The following is a 19641-nucleotide window of genomic DNA, read 5'->3' on the forward strand; positions in this document are numbered from 1 at the left end:
TCTCTACCGCCGCAGCCACGACGGCGATCCCGAACCGGACCTGATGGCGGCCTTCCATGAGCTGCTGACCGGCGTGCAGGAGACGATGTGATGCGGATTCTCGCGGTTCGCGGCGCCAACCTGACCAGCCTGGACGGCCCCTTCGCGATCGATTTCGACCGGGAGCCGCTGCAACGGGCCGGGCTGTTCGCCATCACCGGACCGACCGGCGCCGGCAAGAGCACCATCCTGGATGCCCTGTGCCTCGCCCTGTTCGACAGCATGCCGCGGCTGCCGGAAGGGCGCGGCGAGATGCTGGGGCCGGAGGGCGATCCCAACAGCATCCGCACCACCGACGTGCGAACGATCCTGCGGCGCGGCGCGGGTTTCGGCTGGGCCGAGGTGGATTTCATCGGCATCGACGGCGAGGCCTATCGCGCCCGTTGGGAGGTGAGGCGGGCGCGGCAGAAGGCTCAAGGCGCGTTGCAAAAGCAGAGCAGGTCTCTGAGCAGCCTGGACGGCGAGCACCGCTTCGGCGACGGTAAGAAAAGCATACAGGAAGAGATCGAGCGGCGGCTCGGCCTTACATTCGAACAGTTCCGGCGCGCGGTCCTCCTGGCCCAGGGCGACTTCGCCACCTTCCTGAAGGCTCCGCCGCGCGACCGCTCCGCCCTGCTGGAACTGCTGACAGGGACTGAGATTTACTCGCGCCTGTCGATTGCGGCACATGAGCGGTCGACTGCGGAGAAGCAGGCGCTCGACAGGTTGGTGGCGCAGGGCGGCGGCATCGGGGTGCTGAGCGACGACGACCGGACTGCCCTGCAAGCCGAAGCCGGCGAGGCGGCTGAGGCGGTGCGGAGCGGCGAACAGGCGTTGGCGCTCGCCCAGGCGGCGCTGGCTTGGCATGAGCGCGACAGCCAGCTCGCGGCGGCGGAAAGCAAGGCGGTCGAGGCGGCCGAAACGGCGGAGCACGCATGGAGCGACGCGGAGGAGCGGCGCAACGCGGCGGTCGCGCTGCGCGGGTTGCAGCCGCTGCGGCCGGTGCTTGCGGATGCCGACCGTGCGCGCGACGAGGCGGCAGAAGCCGCGGCGGCGGTCGAACGGGCAGAGACGGCCCTGACCGCGGCACGGCTGGCGGTGGATGAGGCAACCGGCCGCCATGGCGAGGCCCGGCGGCGCTTCGAGGCGGCCTGCGCCGAGCAGGCCAGGGCCGAACCCGAACTTGACCGCGCGGCCGACCTGGATGGACGGATCGCAACCCTGACCGGCGAGCAGAGGACCGCCGACGCGGCGGTGAAGGCCGCGGTCCAGCGCAGCATCGCGCTGCGGAAGACACTGCAGGATATCGACGCCACGCTGTCCTCGGCCCGCACCGATGCTGCAAGGCTGGAGGTCTGGCTGCGGGAGCAGGCTGGCTTCGCGGCGGTGGCCGGACAGTGGGAGCGCTGGGACCGGCTGCTGGCGCGCATCGTCGCCGATGGACGGAGCGGAAAGGCCGCCGCGCAGGAGCGCCAGCGGCTGGAGCGGGAGCTTGCGGCGACCGAAGCCGCGGCACGCACCGTGGAAGGCCGGCTGGCCGATGCGCGGGAGCGCTGCCGTTCGGCCGAGCAGGCGCTGGACGGCTTGCGCGGCATAGCGGTGCCGTCGCTGGAGGAGGCGCGGCGAGCGCGGTCGGAGGCCGGACGACGGCGCGACGGGCTGCTGGCGCTGCTGGCCACCGGAGAAGCGCTGCAACGGCTGGAGGCCGAGCGCACCGCCGCGGACGGAGAGCGGCTGCGGTTGCTGGACGAGGCGGAACGCGACGGAACGGCGGCGCGGGAGCTTGCTGAAAGCCGGGCCGGACGGCAGGCCGCGGTGGTGGAGGCGGAGCGTACCCTGCAACGGCTGCTGCTGGCCCAGCGCGAGGATGTCGAAAGCCTGCGTGGCCGGCTGGTCGAAGGCGAGCCTTGCCCGGTCTGCGGATCGGCGGATCATCCCTGGGCGGGCGCGGGAGCGACGCCGCTGGGCCGGGTGACGCGGGATCAGGAAACGCATCTTGCCGGATTGCGCGAGGCCCTGGCCGCGACGGTGGCCCGGCATGCGGCACTGGAAGCGGCGGAACTGGCGGCGCGCAAGGGGGCCGAAGCGCTGACCGCACGGCTGATGACGATGGCGCGGGAGGCCGACGGGCTTGAAGCGCGCTGGGCCGCGCAGGCGGCGGCCGTCAATTGGGATACCGAGGGCGGAACGCTCACCGGCACACACACAGACATCCTCATGGCCATCCGCGGGCAAGTCGATGCGGTGGACCGCCGGATGGCCGCCATCGCACAGGATGAGGAGCAGGCGCTCGACCATCGTCGGCGGCTGGATGCGGCGCAGTTGGAGCATCGGCGGCTGGAAACCGCGGCCGCCGGTCTGGCAAGCGAGTGCGAGGCGACCCGACAGCGGCTGGCTGACGGGCGGCAGGCCCTGGCCCTGGCGGCGGCGGCGCTGGAGCGGGCGCAGGCCGACCGGGACTCCGCGCTGGCCGAACTGGCTGACGGCTTGGCGGGAGAAGCCGGGTGGCAGGCCCTGCTGGAGCGGGACCCGGAGGGCTACCGGGCCGCTTTGGCAAGGCGGGTAAGCGACTATCGCGAGAAGAGCGACGGTCAGGCCCGTGCCGCCCGCGAGGTCGAGCGGGCGAGCGGCGAGCGGGCGGTGCAGAGCGCCGAACGTGAGGCTGCGCAGCGGGCGGAGGACGAGGCGCGCAATCGGGCAGCCGATCTCGCCGGGCGGCTGGCGGAAGCCCGGACGGCGCGCGGTGCCGTGCTGGGCGGACGGCCGGTGTCGGAAGTGCGGACAGCACTGGCCGCGCAGAAGCATGAAGCCGAAGCCCTGGTCGAGAAGGCCACCTTTGCACGGCAGGACGCCATCGCCCGACTGTCGGCCGCGGAACAGGAGCGGGAAACCCGCGGCGAGGCGGCGAGACGCTGCACCGACAAGGCCCGGACCGCCGGCGTGCGGTTGGACCGCGCGGCCGCCGGGCGCGGGGTCGGGTTGGAGGAGGTCCGCCGGCTGCTGGCTGCGCCCGAAAGCGAACTGGAAGCGGAAGAGCTGGCGCTGGCGGTGCTGGAGCGGGCACGCGGCGATGCCGCCCTGGTGGTCGCCGAACGGCGGCGTCAGCGCGGCGACCATCATGCCGCGGGTCGTCCGGCACAGAGCGTCGAGGAGGCTGGGGCTGCGGCGGAGCGCATCCGTGCGGTGCTGGAGCGCGACCGCGACCGCTTGGGCTCGGCGCGCGGACGGCTTGAGGCGGACGATGCCAACCGGCAGCGGCTGGCCGGGCTGACGGCGGACATCGAGGCGCAGCAGGCGCGCTGTGCGCTGTGGGGCAAGATGGCACAGCTGATCGGTTCGTCGACCGGGCAGAAGATGCGCAACTTCGCCCAGAGCCTGAGCCTGGACCTGCTGCTGACCCATGCCAACCGGCATCTGGAGGATCTCGCCCGCCGTTATCGGCTGGAACGGGTGGCCGGGGCCGATCTGGAGATCCAGGTGGTCGACCGCGAAATGGGCGACGAGCGGCGCGGCGTGCACAGCCTGTCGGGCGGCGAACTGTTCCTGGTGTCGCTGGCCTTGGCGCTCGGGCTGTCGGCGATGGCGGCGGGGACCTCCGGCGGGATCGGCACGCTGTTCATCGACGAGGGGTTCGGCACGCTCGATCCCGACAGCCTGGACGTGGCGCTGTCCTGCCTGGAAGCATTGCAGGCCGGCGGGCGTCAGGTCGGCGTCATCAGCCACGTGCCGGCGATGGTCGAGCGCATCGGCACGCAGATCCGCGTGTTGCCGCTGGGCGGCGGGCGCAGCCGGGTGACGGTGCAGTCGGTCGCCGGAACGACGCTGGGACCGGCGCTGGAGGAGATGGAGGGGGTTTGAGGGGCAGGCGGCAGCCCCTCACCGCCCCCGCTTGGCCAGGAACGCCAGCCTTTCCAGCGTGTGCACGTCCTGCTCGTTCTTCAGCAGCGCACCGCACAGCGGCGGGATCAGCGTGCGGGCATCCTTGGCGCGCAGGGTCTCCGGATCGACATCCTCGACCATCAGCAGCTTGATCCAGTCCAGCAGCTCCGAGGTGGAGGGCTTCTTCTTCAGGCCCGGAACCTCGCGCAGATCGTAGAACAGGTTCAAAGCCTCGCGCAGCAGGGCCGACTTCAGGCCGGGATAATGAACCTCGACGATGCGCTCCATCGTCTCGCGCTCGGGGAAGCGGATGTAGTGGAAGAAGCAGCGGCGCAGGAAGGCGTCCGGCAGTTCCTTCTCGTTGTTGGACGTGACGATGACGATGGGGCGCTTGGCCGCCTTGATCGTCTGGCGCGTTTCGTAGACGTGGAACTCCATGCGGTCGAGTTCCAGCAGCAGGTCGTTGGGAAACTCGATGTCGGCCTTGTCGATCTCGTCGATCAGCAGGACCGGGGAGTCCGGCGCTTCGAAGGCTTCCCACAGCTTGCCGCGGACGATGTAGTTGGCGATGTCATGGACCTTCGCCTCGCCCAGTTGGCTGTCGCGCAGCCGGCTGACCGCATCGTATTCGTAGAGGCCCTGCTGCGCCTTGGTGGTCGATTTGACGTGCCAGGACAGCAGCGGCTTGTTCAGCGCGCGGGCGATCTCCACCGCCAGCACCGTCTTGCCGGTGCCCGGCTCGCCCTTCACCAGAAGCGGCCGCTCCAGCGTTATGGCGGCATTGACCGCCACCATCAGATCGTCGGTGGCGACATAGCGGTCGGTACCGGTGAAGCGCATGGACAGGCTCCCTCAAGCGAAGGCGTTTCAGTCGACGATAAACAGGGTGGCGCCGATTTCGGTCGAGGATCGGTGCGGATGGTCGCCGAAATCGGAGACCTGATAGCTCATGCCGGCGGTCAGGACGAAGCGGCGGCCATCCTTCAGCTCGGTGATCAGCTCGCCGCTGACCACGAACAGCACATGGCCGCGGTCGCACCAATGGTCGGCCAGATAGCCAGGCGTGTATTCGACCAGCCGCACCCGTAATTCCCCGGCGTGAAAGCTGCGCCAGCGGGCAAGCCCGGTCTCGCCCGGATGTTCGGTGACGGGAACGGCGGACCAGTCGGTCACGGTGAAGGGAAGAGTCGGGAGTTCCATCGCCGGACCTTATCAAGACGGCACAAACAGAAAAACGGCCCCTGGAGCGATCCGGGGGCCTGTGTCCATCGGGATCAGGAGGCCTTCCTGGCCGCAATCGCCTTTTCGATGGACTCGATGGCCGCCGGCGCCAGCGAGGCGTCGGGGCCGCCGGCCTGCGCCATGTCCGGCCGGCCGCCGCCGCCCTTGCCGCCCAGCGCCTCGGCGCCGACACGGACCAGATCGACGGCGCTGAGGGTCGCGGTCAGGTCGTCGGTCACGCCGATGACGATGGAGGCCTTGCCCTCGTTCGAGGCGATCAGCACGACGACGCCGGAGCCGACCTGCTTCTTCAGCTCGTCGGCCATCGGCTTCAGGTCCTTGGCCGGCAGGCCTTCGACCACGCGGGCGGCGACCTTGACGCCGGCGACGTCCTTGGCCTCGTTGCCGCCGTCGGCCTTGGCGCCGCCCCCCATCGCCACTTGGCGACGCAGGTCGGCCAGCTCGCGCTCCATCTTGCGGCGCTCCTCGACCAGAGCGGCGACACGGGTTGGAACCTCATCCGGCTTGACCTTGAGGACGCTCGCCGCCTCGGTCAGCAGATGGTCGCGCTCGGACAGCCACGCCTTGGCGCCGGTACCGGTCAGCGCCTCGATGCGGCGGACGCCAGCGGCGACAGCGCCTTCGGAGACGATCTTGAACACGCCGATGTCGCCGGTGCGGCGGACATGGGTGCCGCCGCACAGCTCGATGGAGTAATCGCGATCCTGCTCGCCATGCGGGCCGCCCATCGAGACGACGCGGACCTCGTCGCCGTACTTCTCGCCGAACAGCGCCATGGCGCCCTGGGCGCGGGCCTCGTCCGGGGACATCAGGCGGGTGATGACCTCGCTGTTGGCGAGCACGCGGCGGTTCACCTCGTCCTCGATGGCGGCGATGTCGGCACCGGTCAGGCCGGTCGGCTGGCTGATGTCGAAACGCAGACGCTCGGGCGCGACCAGCGAGCCCTTCTGGGTGACATGGTCGCCCAGGCGATGGCGCAGCGCCTCATGCAGCAGGTGGGTGGCGGAGTGGTTGGCGCGGATGGCGGAGCGGCGCTCGGTATCCACGCGCAGCTCGACAACATCGCCGACCTTGAGCGTGCCCTTGGTGACCGTGCCGACATGGGCCCACACGGCGCCCAGCTTCTTCAGCGTGTCGGACACCGCGACCTCGGCCCCGCCGGCGGAGAAGATCACGCCGGCATCGCCGACCTGACCGCCCGATTCGCCGTAGAAGGGCGTCTGGTTGACGACGACCAGCACCTGATCGCCGGCATTGGCCGCTTCGACGCGGGCATCGCCCTTGACGATGGCGGTCACCTTGCCTTCGGCAACTTCGGTGTCGTAGCCGAAGAACTCGGTGGCGCCCAGCTCGTCCTTGATCTCGTACCACAGCTTCTCGGTGCCGACCTCGCCCGAGCCGGCCCAGGATTCGCGGGCCTTGCGGCGCTGCTCGTCCATCGCTGCCTTGAAGCCGGCCTCGTCGACGCCACGGCCCTGGCCGCGCAGAACGTCCTGCGTCAGGTCGAGCGGGAAGCCGTAGGTGTCGTACAGCTTGAAGGCGACGTCGCCGGCCAGCGGCTGGCCTTCGCCCAGATGGCCGACCTCGTCCTCCAGCAGGCGCAGGCCGCGCTCCAGCGTCTGCTTGAAGCGGGTCTCCTCCAGCTTCAGCGTCTCGACGATCAGGGCGCGGGCGCGGTTCAGCTCCGGATAGGCGTCGCCCATCTGCTGGATCAGCGCCGGGACCAGACGGTGCATCAGCGGCTCGCGCGCGCCGATCATGTGGGCGTGGCGCATGGCGCGGCGCATGATGCGGCGCAGCACATAGCCGCGGCCTTCGTTCGACGGCAGCACGCCGTCGGCGATCAGGAAGGAGGTCGAGCGCAGATGGTCGGCGATAACGCGGTGCGACACGGCATGCGCGCCGTCCGGCGAGGTCTTGGTCGCCTCGGCCGACGCCGTGATCAGCGCCCGCATCAGGTCGATGTCGTAGTTGTCGTGCTTGCCCTGCAGGACGGCGGCCAGACGCTCCAGCCCCATGCCGGTGTCGATGGACGGCCTGGGCAGCGGCACCAGATTGTCCGGACCCAGCTGTTCATACTGCATGAACACCAGGTTCCAGATCTCGATGAAGCGGTCGCCGTCCTGGTCCGGGCTGCCCGGCGGGCCGCCGGCAATCGACGGGCCGTGGTCGAAGAAGATCTCGGAGCAGGGACCGCAGGGGCCGGTGTCGCCCATGCGCCAGAAATTGTCGTCGGTCGGGATGCGGATGATGCGGTCGTCCGACAGGCCGGCGACCTTGCGCCAGATGCCCGCCGCGTCCTCGTCCGAGGTGTGGACCGTCACCAGCAGCTTGTCGGCCGGCAGGCCGTATTCCTTGGTGATCAGATTCCAGGCGAACGCGATGGCGTCGTCCTTGAAATAATCGCCGAAGGAGAAGTTCCCCAGCATCTCGAAGAAGGTGTGGTGCCGCGCGGTGTAGCCGACATTGTCGAGGTCGTTGTGCTTGCCGCCGGCGCGCACGCATTTCTGCGAGGTGGTCGCGCGCCGGTAGGGCCGCGTCTCGGCACCGGTGAAGACGTTCTTGAACTGGACCATGCCGGCGTTGGTGAACATCAGCGTCGGGTCGTTGCGCGGCACGAGCGGCGACGAATCGACCTTCTGATGGCCCTGCTTGGCGAAGAAATCCAGGAACGTGCGACGGATGTCGTTGGCGGTCTGCATACGGTCAAGGCTCCGGGTGCGCGGCTGAGGCCTTTTGTTGGCCGAACCGTGCTTTTAGCGCGAGAATGGCGGCATGTCCACGACGGACGGATTATTACCCTAGGTCACGGCAGGCAAATTGCCACCGGCGAATTGCCCCTGGCGATTTGCCGATGACAAAATGCTGCGGGCGCGTTGCCGCCGATCACTCGGCTTCCGTTGCGGCCCGCGCCTTTTCAATCCGGCGCCCGATGATGATCGCGATCTCGTAGAGCGCGATCAGCGGCAGCGCCAGACTGACCTGGCTGATGACGTCGGGCGGGGTCAGCACCGCGGCGGCGATGAAGGCGCCGACGATGGCGTAGCGCCGCTTGGACGCCAGTGCGTCGGTGCTGATGATGCCGACGCGGACCAGCAGGGTGAGCAGCACCGGCAGCTGGAAGGCGATGCCGAAGGCGAAGATCAGCGACATCACCAGATGCAGATATTCGCCGACGCGCGCCTCGAACTCGATGGGCAGGGCGTTGCTGCCGTCCGGGTGGAACTCGAAGCCCAGGAAGAAGCGCCAGGCCATCGGGAAGATGAAGTAATAGACAATGCCGGCACCGGTCAGGAACATCACCGGGGTGGCGATCAGGAAGGGCAGGAACGCCTTGCGCTCGTGCTTGTAGAGGCCGGGCGCCACGAACATCCAGATCTGGCTGGCGATCACCGGGAAGGAGATGAAGCAGCCGGCCCAGAACGCCACCTTCACATAGGTGAAGAAGGCTTCGGTCAGGCCGGTGTAGATCATCCGGCGCCCCTGCCCCGCCAGGATGTCGGCGAGCGGCTGGACCAGGAAATTGTAGATCTTGTCCGACACCGCATAGCACAGCAGGAAGGCGATCAGGATTGCGCCGATCGCCCACATCAGCCGGTTCCGCAGCTCGATCAGATGATCGATCAGCGGCATCTTGCTGTCTTCGAGTTCGTCCTGCTGCGTATCGCCGGTCATGGGCCGTCTTTGTCTTCAGGTCTGCTTGTCGGTCGGCTGGGCGGCGGCCACAACGTCCGGCCGCGGGGCCGGAGCGGGCTGCGGCACCGGGGCCGGCGGAGCGGGTTCGGTGGTGATCGGCGAGGTCGTGATCGGCGACGGCGCACCGGCCGGCCCCACGCTATCCGTCACGGCCGGAGCAGCCGGTGTCGGCGGCTGCGGGGTCGGCGCCTGGGGCAGGTCCGGTTCAGGCGTGCTGCCGGCATGGCCGTTCAGGCCCACGTCGAATTCCTTGGCGTCGAAGGCGTTGCCCACCTCCCCCTTCGGGTCGATGGTGTCCTCCATCATCTTCTTGATGTTCAGGTCGCGGGTCTTCAGCGCTTCCTTGCGAAGCTCGTCCAACTCGGTTTCCCGCATCATGTCGTCGATGTGCGTCTGGAACTCGCGCGCGACGACCCGTGCCTTACGCACCCATTTGCCGAGCGTGAAGATCGCCTTGGGCAGATCCTTGGGTCCAATGACCACAAGGGCGATGACGGCGATCACCATCAGTTCGGACCAAGCGATGTCGAACATGTTCTTCCGGCTTCACGAATGCGGTGGGCAGGGTGGCGTGCGGCGCCCGGAGGGTCGACCGCACGCCTGCCGGTCAGCTGCGGACCGCCTCGTCCTTCTTGGCCGCGGCTTCGGCCGTGTTGGCCGGCTGGTTCGGAATGGTTTTGGCGTTGGCGCCGGGAGCGGCATCGTCGCTGTCGTCCTGCAGCCCCGCCTTGAAGGACTTCACGCCCTTGGCGAGATCGCCCATCACCTTCGGCAGCTTACCGGCGCCGAACAGCAGAAGAACGATCAGAAGAACGATGATCCAGTGCCAGATGCTGAAAGAACCCATGGCGCGCCTATCACGTTTGAACGGCCTTTGCGGCGGGCCGGCACTATGGCAGAAAGGCCAGGGTGCCGCAACGTTCGCCCCACCATCCTTAACCGGTTGTCATTGAGGTTTCACGGGAATTCGCGCGGGCGCCGGAGAAAAACCGAGCCCCCGCCTGAGGCTTAGGTCTCGTCGCCCGTCCCGAGCGCGCTGTCGTCGGCCGTCGCCCCCAGACCCAGCAGCACCGGACGGCTGTCCAGCAGGCCGGCGGCGCGCAGGTCGTCGACGCTGGGCAGGTCGCGCAAGGTCTCCAGCCCGAAATGGTCGAGGAAATCGTCGGTGGTGATCCAGGTCAGCGGCCGGCCCGGCGTCTCCCGCCGCTTGCCAGGCCGGATCCAGCCATGCTCCATCAGCAGGTCCAGCGTGCCCTTGCTGGTCGCGACACCGCGGATGGATTCGATCTCGCCGCGGGTCACCGGCTGGTGGTAGGCGATGATCGCCAGTGTCTCGATGGCCGCGCGGGACAGCTTGCGCGACACCTCCTCCTCGCGCCGCAGTTCCGGCGCCAGATCGACCGCGGTGCGGAAGGCCCAGCCGCCGCCGGTGCGCACCAGATTGACGCCGCGGGGGGCGTAATGGGCGCGCAGTTCCTCCAGCAGCAGGCCGGCCTCCGGCCCGATGCGGCCGGCCAGCGTCTCCTCGTCCAGCGGCTCGGACGATGCGAACAGCAGGGCTTCCAGCAGGCGCAGCTTGCCGATGCGGGCCTCCGCCTCGTGGGCGTCGGTGACTTCCTTAATCATGCGATTGCGCTTCTTCCGAAATGTCGCCGTCCTGGGAACCGGGAGCCCGCCCGCGGACATAGAGCGGGGCGAAGGCGCCCTCCTGGCGCAGTTCGACCCGGCCGGCCTTGGCCAGTTCCAGCGTCGCGGCGAAATGCGCGGCGAGCGCCGAGCGGGTCAGCAGCCCGCCGCCTTCCCCGCCCGGCAGGAAGCTCGCCAGCGTCGCCCAGTCCGGCATGCGGCCCAGCAGCAAGGACAGACGCCGCACCGCCTCCTCCATCGAATAGAGGCGAACCGGGGCGATGTGCAGGACGCCGGATTCCTTGCGGGCGCGCTGCTGGCCGTAGGCGCGCAGCAGGTCGAACAGCGTGACCTCGTAGACCGACTTGCGGCGCAGGTCCAGATCCTCCGGCGCGCCGCGCGGGTGGAGGTCGATGCCCAGTCGCGGGCGGGCGAACAGCTTCTCGGCGACACCCTTCATCGCTTCCAGCCGTTGGAGCTGGAAGGCGAGCGCCGCGGCCATGTCCTCGCCGGACGGCTCCTCCCCTTCCGGCTCGGGCAGCAGCAGCCGCGACTTCAGATAGGCCAGCCACGCCGCCATCACCAGATAGTCGGCGGCCAGCTCCAGCCGCACTTTCCGCGCCTCCGCCACGAAGCGGAGATACTGGTCGGCCAGTTCCAGGATGGAGATGCGCGTCAGGTCGACCTTCTGGTCGCGCCCCAGCGCCAGCAGCATGTCGAGCGGCCCCTCGAAGCCGTCCAGAACCAGCAACAGCTGTTCGGACGCCGACTCCTCCGCAATCGCGGGGGTGTCGACGCCACACTCGGCCAGCAGATCGGCCATTCGATACCCTATCAGTCGTTGCCGGTCAGGACGCGGATGAAGTCGATCACCGCATCGACGGGCGGACCCAGCACCCAATGCATGACGCTGAGGTCCATGCCGATCTGGCGCCCCAGCATCGGCAGCAGGAAGAAGGCCGCCATCAGGATCAGCAGCCCGACACGCTCCAGCTTCGCCAGCGGCACCGCCAGGACATCGGGCAGGATGCCGACCGCGACCCGCCCGCCGTCCAGCGGCGGCAGCGGGATCAGGTTGAACACCATCAGGATGACGTTGACCAGGACCGAGACCTCGGCGGCGGAGCGGATCCACAGCTCGATATAGCTGTTTTCCGGATTGACCAGCCGCCAGATCACCGCCGACGCCACCGCCAGCAGGAAGTTGGTCCCCGGGCCGGCCAGCGCCACCCAGACCATGTCGCGGCGCGGATGGTCCAGCCGGGCGAAATTGACCGGCACCGGCTTGGCCCAGCCGAAGACGAAGCCGGTGGTGAAATACATCAGCGCCGGCAGCAGCACCGTGCCGAACGGGTCGATGTGGCGGATCGGGTTGAAGGTGACGCGGCCCAGCCGATAGGCGGTGTCGTCGCCCAGCCTCCAGGCGACGAAGCCGTGCGCCGCCTCATGCATGGTGATGGCAAGGATGGCCGGCAGGGCCACGGCCGTCACCTGGAAGATCCATTCCTCCATCGTCCGCTCCCGTCCGTCAGGTCTGGGCCGTGCCGAGAAGCTCGGCCAGCCGGTTCGTCAATGCCGCGATGTCCGCTGCCTCCGGCGCATGGCGCATCGCTTCCGCCCGCGCCCAGCGCTCCGCCGCCACGCCGCTCAGCAGCGGAACGGCGCCGAGGATCGACCGCATCTCGGCCAGATCGCCGTTGCAGTGGAGCACGACATCCATGCCGGCCGCCAGCACCGCTTCGGCCCGCGTCCTCGGGTCGCCCCGCAGCGCATTCATCGACAAATCGTCGCTGAACAGCAGGCCACCAAAGCCGATGGACGCCCCCCGCACCACCTCGCGCACCACAATCGCCGAGGTGCTGGCGGGGGCGGTCGGGTCGATGGCCTTCAGCACCACATGGGCCACCATCGCCAGCGGCAGGTCGGCCAGCGCGCGGAAGGGGGCGAAGTCGGTCGCCTCCAGCGCGGCGCGGTCGACCTCGACCACCGGCAGCTCGGCATGGCTGTCGGTGAAGGCGCGGCCATGGCCGGGGATGTGCTTGATCACCGGCAGCACCCCGCCGGCCAGCAGCCCGTCGGCAGTGGCGCGGGCGAGATCGATCACTAAGGCGGGGTCGCGCGAAAAAGCCCGGTCGCCGATGATGTCGTGCGCGCCCTCCACCGGAACGTCGCAGACCGGGGCGCAATCCACCGTGATGCCGACCTCCGTCAGCATGTGGGCGAGCAGACGGCCGTTGATCCAAGCGGCCTCTCGGGCGGCTTCGCGCCCGGCGGCGGCATCGCGTTCGCCAAGCGCGCCGATCGCGCCCATCGGCGGATGGGCCGGCCAGTGCGGCGGGCGCATGCGTGCGACCCGGCCGCCTTCCTGGTCGATCAGGACTGGGGCATCCGCCCGACCGACGCTGGCGCGCAGATCGTCGACCAGCCGGCGCATCTGGTCGCGGCTGTCGCAGTTGCGGCGGAACAGGATGAAACCGAGCGGATCGGCATCGCGGAAGAAGGCCGCCTCGTCGGCCGTCACCGCCAGCCCGGCGCAGCCGAAGACGACCGCGCGCGGGTGGGAGACCTGGGGGGAACTCACAGACTCATGTCCAACGGAATCGGGGCTAGTAGAATCAGGGACGGACAACCACACACCCCACATTTTGCGCGCGCAGCTGGGCGCAAGCCGACTTGGCCCGCGTCTCGTCGGCGCCGGCGCCCTGCACCCGATAGAAGATGCCCTTCTCGCCCAGATCGACCTTGGCGACCTGCATCGACAGCCCGCCGAGCGCGTCGGGGTGGCGGCCGGCAAGGCGGCGCCATTCGGCCGTGGCCTCGCCCTCGCTGCGCACCGACGCCAGCTGGACACGCCAGCCGCCGCTGCCGCCGGCCGCCGGAGCGGAGGTGGAAGCGGACGCCGCAGCGGGCTTGGCCGGCTGGGGAGCGGCCTTGGCCGGAGAGGCCGGCATCGAGGCCGCTTCCAGCTTGGCGATCAGCTGCCCCATCGACGGGGCGGCATTCTGCTGCGCCGGCGGCGTGGCCGGCGGTGCGGGAGGCTTGGCGACCGAAGCGACCTGCTGCTGCGGAGCCGGCTTGGCCGGAGCGGCCGGGGGCTGCTGCGGCTTGGCGGCGACGCTGGGCGGAGTTTGGATGGCCGGAGCCTGCGCCGCCGGGGCCGGAACGACCGCCGTCGCCGTGGCTGCGGGCAGACCGGGCACCGGTTCCGGCGCCGCAAGCGGAGCAGCCGCCGCGACCGCCGCGGCGACGTTGTCGCGCGGGACGGTGGCGGTGGCACCCGGCGGCAGCTGGGCCACCGACGCCACCGAGGGCAGCGGCACCACGGCCGGCATCTGCGGCGTCACCACCGGGCGCGGCAGCGGCACCTCCGGCGGCGGCAGCAGCCGTTCCACCTGATTGCCGCGGCCGCCGTCATGGTCGCGCAGCCGCTCATAGGCCAGGATGTCCTGGTGCGGCACCTCCATCCCGCCCGGCTGGTCGGGACGGGCCTTGGACGGGCCGGCTTCCGCGGTCAGCAGCGGCGGCCCGTCGCCGGACAGCCGCGACGGGCCGCGCAGCCCGATCACCGCCGCACCGGCGAACGTCACGACGCCGACCACGGCGAAGCCGAGCGCCAGCAGCCCGCGCCTGTTGGCGGACTGTCGGGGCGGCATCCCATAGGGATTGGCCGCGTAGTTGACGTCGCCGTCGTACTTCATGAACGCAATTCCTCCACCGGTTCCACGCCCATCACCGTCAGGCCAGAGGCGATGACCGTCGCCACCGCTGCGATCAGCGCCAGACGGGCCGTCGTCAGTTCCGCATCGCCCTCGATCAGGAAGCGCAGCGAGGCGTCGTCGCGGCCCCGGTTCCACAGAGCGTGGAAATCGCTGGCAAGGTCGTAGAGGAAGAAGGCGATGCGGTGCGGCTCATGCGCCTCCGCCGCCGCCTCGACCACGCGCGGCCAGGTGGCCATGCGCTTGGCGAGCGCCATCTCCTCTTCGCTGTCCAGCCGGCCGAGGTTCGCCGCGGCGGCGAGCGAGGCCGGCGTCTGGTCCAGCTGCGGCAGGGCGGTCGCGGCATGGCGCAGGACGGACCGGCAGCGGGCGTGGGCGTACTGCACGTAGAAGACCGGGTTGTCCTTCGACTGCTCCGTCACCTTGGCGAAGTCGAAGTCCAGCGTCTGGTCATTCCGACGGGTCAGCATGATGAAGCGGACGACGTCCTTGCCGACCTGATCGATGACATCGCGCAGCGTCACGAAGGTGCCGGCGCGCTTGGACATCTTCACCGGCTGGCCGTTCTGCATCAGATGGACCAGCTGGCACAGCTTTACGTCCAGCTCGGCCTCGCCGCCGGAGATCGCCCGCGTCGCCGCCTGCATGCGCTTGACGTAGCCGCCATGGTCGGCGCCCAGCACGTCGATCAGCGATGCGGCACCGCGCCGGTACTTGTCGTAGTGGTAGGCGATGTCGTTGGCGAAATAGGTGAAGGAGCCGTCGGATTTCTTCAACGGCCGGTCGACGTCGTCGCCGAAGTCGCTGGACTTGAACAGAGTCTGCGGGCGCGGCTCCCAATCGTCGGGCTTCTTGCCCTTGGGCGGCTCCAGCACGCCGGTGTAGATCAGACCGCGTTCCTCCAGCGCCGCCAGCGCCGTCTGGACGGCCCCCGCCGTCACCAGCGCGCGCTCGCTGCTGTAAACGTCCATCGTGACGCCGAGAGCGCCCAGATCCTCACGGATCCAGCCCATGATCATGCCGATGGCGAAGTCGCGGCAGGCAGGCAGCCATTCGGACTCGTCGGTGCCGACCCAGCGGTTGCCGTCGCGCTCGGCCAGCGCCTGGCCGACCTCCTTCAGATACTCGCCGGGATAGAGGCCGGCCGGGATCTCGCCGACCTGCTCGCCCAGCGCCTCGCGGTAGCGGATGAAGGTGGAGCGGCCCAGCACGTCGACCTGCGCGCCGGCATCGTTGATGTAGTATTCGCGGGTGACGGCATAGCCGGCCTTCTGCAGCAGCGCGGCCAGCGCGTCGCCGAACACCGCGCCGCGGCCATGGGCGGCATGCAGCGGGCCGGTCGGGTTGGCCGACACATACTCCACATTGACCGGGGTGTTGCCGCCCAGATCGCTGTCGCCATAGGCGGCGCCAGCGGTCAGCACGTCGCGGATGCGGTCGCGCCAGACATCCGGCGTCAGGCGCAGGTTGACGAAGCCCGGACCGGCGATCTCGACCGACGCCACGTCGGCGCGGCCCTTCAGCTTGGCGACCAGCAACTCCGCCAGGGCGCGCGGCGCCATCTTCGCCGGCTTCGCCAGGATCATCGCGGCATTGGTGGACAGGTCGCCATGCGAGGCCTCGCGCGGCGGCTCGACCGTCAGACGGCTGCCGTCCAACCCGGCGGGGATGGCACCCTCGGCGGCCAGCTCTTCCAGCAGCTTGCGAATATCGGTCTCGAAGGCCTTGAAAATATTCATCGTCTCAGGTCGTCTTTTCAGGAGGTCACAGGAGCCTGACGGCTCAGGTCTTCACATGCAGATCAAAGAGCCGGTCATGTTCGGCCAGCGCGTAGCGGTCGGTCATGCCGGCGATGTAGTCGGCCACATGACGGGCGCGCACCGCAAGATCGGCGTCGCCCCCATATTTGGCGATATCGCGCTGCCATTCTGTCGGCAGGGTGTTGGGCTCGTCCATGAACAGCTGGAACAGGGCGCGTACCACCCGCTTGCACTTGCTCATCTCGCGGTTCACGCGATAGTGCCGGTACATGCGCTGGCGCAGGAAGGCGCGCAAGGGCCGCTGCGCCTCCAGCATCCCGTCGGAGAAGCTGACCATCGCCAGCGGCAGGGCGCGCAGCTCGGCCGCGTTGCCCGGCCTGTGCTCCGCCAGCCGCCGCCGCGTCTCCGTCACCAGATCGACGACCATGGCGTTGATCATCCGTCGCACCGTCTCATGGATCAGGCGCGAGCGCTCCAGCCCCGGATAACGGTCGCAGACCTCGCGCACCAGCGGGCCGACCAGCGGCAGCTCCGCCACCTCGTCCACCGTGAACAGGCCGGCGCGCAGCCCGTCGTCGATGTCGTGGTTGTTGTAGGCGATGTCGTCGGCCAGCGCCGCCACCTGGGCCTCGGCCCCCGGATTGGTATGCAGCTCCAGATCCCAGTCGCCCTGGAAGGCGGCGATGGTGGTCGGCAGCCGGTGGCCGGGACGCATCGGCAGCAGCGGGCCATTGTGCTTGACCACCCCCTCCAGCGCTTCCCAGGTCAGGTTCAGCCCGTCGAACTCGGCATAGCGCCGTTCCAGCCGCGTCAGGATGCGCAGCGTCTGGTCGTTGTGGGCGAAGCCGCCGAACGGCTCCATGCAGGCGTTCAGCGCCTCTTCACCGGCATGGCCGAAGGGGGTGTGGCCGAGGTCGTGGGCCAGCGCCACCGCCTCCGCCAGATCCTCGTTCAGGCCCAGCGTGCGGCTGATCGAACGGGCGATCTGCGCCACCTCCAGGCTGTGGGTCAGCCGGGTGCGGTAATAATCGCCCTCGTGATAGACGAAGACCTGTGTCTTGTGCTTCAGCCGGCGGAAGGCCCCGGAATGCACGATACGGTCGCGGTCGCGCTGGAAGCACGAGCGCGTCGGGCTTTCCGGCTCCGCCACCAGCCGCCCGCGCGTGTCCGCCGGGTTGCAGCCATAGGGAGCCAGCCGATCGTGTGAACAGTCTGCCGTCATGGGGCGGACACTACCGGCGGGGAAACGCAGGTGCAACGGCGAAGGCGTGCTATGCCCGGGCCCCGGGGCCCGCCGGCGGTGGAGCGTGCCAGATGCGCAACGGTTTGGCGCAACCGTGCCCATACTTTGACGAAGCCCCCGATCCCCCTTACATTTGTGCCCAACTCCCGCACCGCACCAGAGGGGCCATCCCATGCCCGACACCGCACTCCCCACCGAAACCCGCATCCTCGGCGTCAGCGAAAGCGCCGCCAGGCGTGTCGCCTTCCTGATTGAGCAGGAGGGCAATCCCAACCTGATGCTGCGCCTGACCGTGTCCGGCGGCGGCTGCTCCGGCTTCCAGTACGGCTTCACCTTCGACGAGACCGCGACCGGCGAGGATCATGTCTTCGAGAAGGACGGCACAAAGGTGGTCACTGACGACGCCTCGCTCGACCTGCTGGCCGGCGCGACGCTGGATTATGTCGAGGACCTGATGGGCGCCGCCTTCCAGATCAAGAATCCGAACGCCACCGCGTCCTGCGGCTGCGGCAACTCCTTCGCGGTCTGAGACCAGAAGACCAAGAAAAGAAGGCAGGCCTTTTTCGTGAAGATCGCCACTTGGAACGTCAACTCGGCGAAGGCCCGCCTTCCGCTGATCACCGACTGGCTGCGCACGGCGTCCCCGGACGTCGTGCTCTTCCAGGAAATCAAATGCGAGACCGCCGCCTTCCCCACCGCGGCCTTCGAGGAGCTCGGCTACCACGTCAACGCCGTCGGGCAGAAGGCCTACAACGGCGTCGCCCTGCTGTCGAAGGCCCCGGCGGAGGACGTGCTGACTCGCCTGCCGGGCGAGCCGGAGGACGAGCAGGCCCGCTATGTCGAGGCCACGGTGTCCGGCGTGCGCATCGCCTCGCTCTACCTGCCCAACGGCAACCCGGTGCCGGGCGAGAAGTTCGCCTACAAGCTGCGCTGGATGGACCGGCTGAACGACCACGCCAGCAAGCTGCTGGCGCAGGAAATCCCGGTGGTGCTGGGCGGCGACTACAACATTATCCCCGAGGCGCGCGACGTCTACTCGCCGCAGGCCTTTGCCGGCGACGCGCTGTTCCGGCCGGAGTCGAAGGCAAAGTTCCGCACCCTGCTGAATCTCGGCCTGACCGAGGCCTACCGCGCCCTGCATGACGACGACCGCGCTTATACCTTCTGGGATTATCAGGCCGGCAGCTGGCCGCGCGACAACGGCCTGCGCATTGACCATTTCCTGCTGTCGCCGCAGGCCGCCGACCGCCTGGCCAGCTGCACCATCGACCGCGGCCCGCGCGGACTGGAAAAGGCGTCCGACCACACTCCCGTCATCCTGGAACTGCGCGACGCCTGACCGGCCCAGTGCCATAGGTGTATAAAGCCTGTGATAAAAGCATTTTGTTAAAAGTTTCGCTTCTACGATGACCGCGCCGCCCGGTCGAAAGCCGGGCCGGCGCGATCATTGGGGAGTGCGGAGCGGGCATGGCGTGGGGGCGCGATATCGGTCGGGAGCGGGTGAAGTCTCTGCTGGCGGCGTTGGAGCGTCAGGCGACAGAAGCCTCCCAGCTTGCCGAGCGGGCCCAGCGTGACATGGGCGACGACCGATTCGCCTCCTTCCTCGACTTCCGCCGCAAGGTGGAGGAAATCCGCGCCCTGTTCACCTTGACCGAGGAGCACCTGCAGGGCGTGGACGAGTCGCGCCTGACCGACCTGCGCGCCGAGTTCGAGCGGATGGACCTTCTGCTGACCCGCATGCTGGCCCGCACGATGCGCAATTACTTCTCAAGCATGCGCGAGGACCAAGTCCTGCCCATCGGCGCCCGCGAGCTGTTCGAGCCCGAACTGCGCAGCATCGACCAGACCCGCACCCGCCTGCTGGGCCCCCGCTATGCCGACCGCGTAGCACCGGAGATTCTCGACGATCTGGACGCCACGGCCGAGCTGATCCGCAAGACGATAGCCCGCGCCCCCGCCCTGCCCGACTTCTCCGACAGCCCCAGTCCACCGAAGCCGACCCGCCGCCTGCGCACGCTGGGCCGCCCGATCCGCAACTGAGGGGCTGCCGGTAGCGGGCAAATCGCAGCAGTTTGTGCGCGACACTTGACCCACCGCGACGCATTCGCTACTCCCGTGGGCCGGAGGATGGGTGGCCGAGTGGTTTAAGGCTCCAGTCTTGAAAACTGGCGTAGGTGCAAGCCTACCGTGGGTTCGAATCCCACCCCATCCGCCAGGGCTTTAGGCTATGGCGTTGATTTTGCTATGAAATCAGCCCCGCCCCCTTTTTCCTTCCCCACATTTTTCCCCACATTCAGTTTCGGTTGGGCACGATCTCCAGCGAACCGTCACGGCTGATTCGGGCTTTCTGGCGGAGCCAAGCGCACGCCTGCAAACCAACGATATCACAGCCACTCAACAGCCACTTCAAAGCGATTATCGCGGTGTTCCTGCCGTAGAAGCCAGGACGTCAGGCTACCCC

The 19641-nt window shown here is 68.9% G+C and carries 18 protein-coding genes and 1 tRNA gene (1 of these 19 only partly in view); 6 read left to right on the top strand and 13 right to left on the bottom strand.

What is annotated here, in order from left to right:
* Positions 1 to 91: the end of an exonuclease SbcCD subunit D C-terminal domain-containing protein gene (locus ABNQ38_RS29340; protein ID WP_377810839.1), read on the top strand. 1154 nt of this gene lie to the left of the window's left edge; only the last 91 of its 1245 coding nucleotides appear in the window; its start codon lies off the left edge, out of view; its stop codon occupies positions 89 to 91.
* Positions 91 to 3876 carry an AAA family ATPase gene (locus tag ABNQ38_RS29345; RefSeq protein WP_377810840.1) on the top strand — a complete coding sequence of 1262 codons (3786 nt, stop codon included), beginning with the start codon at positions 91 to 93 and terminating at the stop codon, positions 3874 to 3876. Before ABNQ38_RS29340 ends, ABNQ38_RS29345 begins: the two co-directional genes overlap by 1 nt.
* Positions 3877 to 3894: 18 nt before the next feature.
* On the opposite strand, the gene ABNQ38_RS29350 is transcribed toward ABNQ38_RS29345, so the two are convergent.
* From ABNQ38_RS29350 to ABNQ38_RS29410, 13 genes are all read right to left on the bottom strand, one after another.
* Positions 3895 to 4737 carry a MoxR family ATPase gene (locus ABNQ38_RS29350; protein ID WP_174475088.1) on the bottom strand — a complete coding sequence of 281 codons (843 nt, stop codon included), beginning with the start codon at positions 4735 to 4737 and terminating at the stop codon, positions 3895 to 3897.
* A gap of 27 nt (positions 4738 to 4764) precedes the next feature.
* Positions 4765 to 5097, bottom strand: a complete 333-nt coding sequence (locus ABNQ38_RS29355) for a DHCW motif cupin fold protein (RefSeq protein WP_042692172.1) — start codon at positions 5095 to 5097, stop codon at positions 4765 to 4767.
* Between the two features lie 74 nt (positions 5098 to 5171).
* Complete coding sequence (gene alaS / locus ABNQ38_RS29360) at positions 5172 to 7841, bottom strand: alanine--tRNA ligase (protein ID WP_377810841.1); 2670 nt, start codon at positions 7839 to 7841, stop codon at positions 5172 to 5174.
* Positions 7842 to 8025: 184 nt separating this feature from the next.
* Entirely contained in the window at positions 8026 to 8814 is a 789-nt protein-coding gene (gene tatC / locus ABNQ38_RS29365; protein WP_377810842.1) for a twin-arginine translocase subunit TatC, read from the bottom strand.
* A 15-nt stretch (positions 8815 to 8829) separates the two neighbouring features.
* Positions 8830 to 9369, bottom strand: coding sequence for a Sec-independent protein translocase protein TatB (tatB, locus tag ABNQ38_RS29370; protein ID WP_377810843.1), 540 nt, complete (start codon positions 9367 to 9369; stop codon positions 8830 to 8832).
* A 73-nt stretch (positions 9370 to 9442) separates the two neighbouring features.
* On the bottom strand, positions 9443 to 9682 hold the full coding sequence (locus ABNQ38_RS29375; RefSeq protein WP_377810844.1) for a twin-arginine translocase TatA/TatE family subunit: 240 nt from the start codon (positions 9680 to 9682) through the stop codon (positions 9443 to 9445).
* Positions 9683 to 9843: 161 nt separating this feature from the next.
* Positions 9844 to 10461, bottom strand: coding sequence for an SMC-Scp complex subunit ScpB (gene scpB, locus ABNQ38_RS29380; RefSeq protein ID WP_377810845.1), 618 nt, complete (start codon positions 10459 to 10461; stop codon positions 9844 to 9846).
* On the bottom strand, positions 10454 to 11284 hold the full coding sequence (locus ABNQ38_RS29385) for a segregation and condensation protein A (protein ID WP_377810846.1): 831 nt from the start codon (positions 11282 to 11284) through the stop codon (positions 10454 to 10456). Before ABNQ38_RS29385 ends, scpB begins: the two co-directional genes overlap by 8 nt.
* A gap of 11 nt (positions 11285 to 11295) precedes the next feature.
* Positions 11296 to 11973, bottom strand: a complete 678-nt coding sequence (locus ABNQ38_RS29390; protein WP_377810847.1) for a site-2 protease family protein — start codon at positions 11971 to 11973, stop codon at positions 11296 to 11298.
* Positions 11974 to 11989: 16 nt separating this feature from the next.
* Positions 11990 to 13105, bottom strand: coding sequence for a beta-N-acetylhexosaminidase (gene nagZ, locus ABNQ38_RS29395; protein ID WP_377810848.1), 1116 nt, complete (start codon positions 13103 to 13105; stop codon positions 11990 to 11992).
* On the bottom strand, positions 13077 to 14159 hold the full coding sequence (locus tag ABNQ38_RS29400) for an SPOR domain-containing protein (RefSeq protein ID WP_377810849.1): 1083 nt from the start codon (positions 14157 to 14159) through the stop codon (positions 13077 to 13079). Before ABNQ38_RS29400 ends, nagZ begins: the two co-directional genes overlap by 29 nt.
* Positions 14156 to 15916, bottom strand: coding sequence for an arginine--tRNA ligase (argS, locus tag ABNQ38_RS29405; RefSeq protein ID WP_377810850.1), 1761 nt, complete (start codon positions 15914 to 15916; stop codon positions 14156 to 14158). The genes ABNQ38_RS29400 and argS overlap by 4 nt, the downstream gene beginning before the upstream one ends.
* Positions 15917 to 15959: 43 nt before the next feature.
* Positions 15960 to 17159, bottom strand: coding sequence for a deoxyguanosinetriphosphate triphosphohydrolase (locus ABNQ38_RS29410; RefSeq protein WP_377810851.1), 1200 nt, complete (start codon positions 17157 to 17159; stop codon positions 15960 to 15962).
* 193 nt (positions 17160 to 17352) lie between these two features.
* On the opposite strand from ABNQ38_RS29410, the gene erpA reads away from it, so the two are divergent.
* The 4 genes from erpA (at position 17353) to ABNQ38_RS29430 (ending at position 19395) form a co-directional block, all read left to right on the top strand.
* Entirely contained in the window at positions 17353 to 17709 is a 357-nt protein-coding gene (gene erpA / locus ABNQ38_RS29415; RefSeq protein WP_377810852.1) for an iron-sulfur cluster insertion protein ErpA, read from the top strand.
* Positions 17710 to 17745: 36 nt separating this feature from the next.
* Positions 17746 to 18519, top strand: a complete 774-nt coding sequence (gene xth, locus ABNQ38_RS29420) for an exodeoxyribonuclease III (RefSeq protein WP_377810853.1) — start codon at positions 17746 to 17748, stop codon at positions 18517 to 18519.
* A 128-nt stretch (positions 18520 to 18647) separates the two neighbouring features.
* The gene (locus ABNQ38_RS29425) at positions 18648 to 19220 is read left to right on the top strand and encodes a hypothetical protein (RefSeq protein WP_377810854.1); all 573 of its coding nucleotides are present in this window, start codon (positions 18648 to 18650) and stop codon (positions 19218 to 19220) included.
* Positions 19221 to 19305: 85 nt separating this feature from the next.
* A tRNA-Ser gene (locus ABNQ38_RS29430) sits at positions 19306 to 19395 on the top strand.
* Positions 19396 to 19641 lie beyond the last annotated feature (246 nt).

It is taken from the genome of Azospirillum sp. A29, assembly GCF_042604625.1.
Lineage (GTDB): Bacteria > Pseudomonadota > Alphaproteobacteria > Azospirillales > Azospirillaceae > Azospirillum > Azospirillum palustre.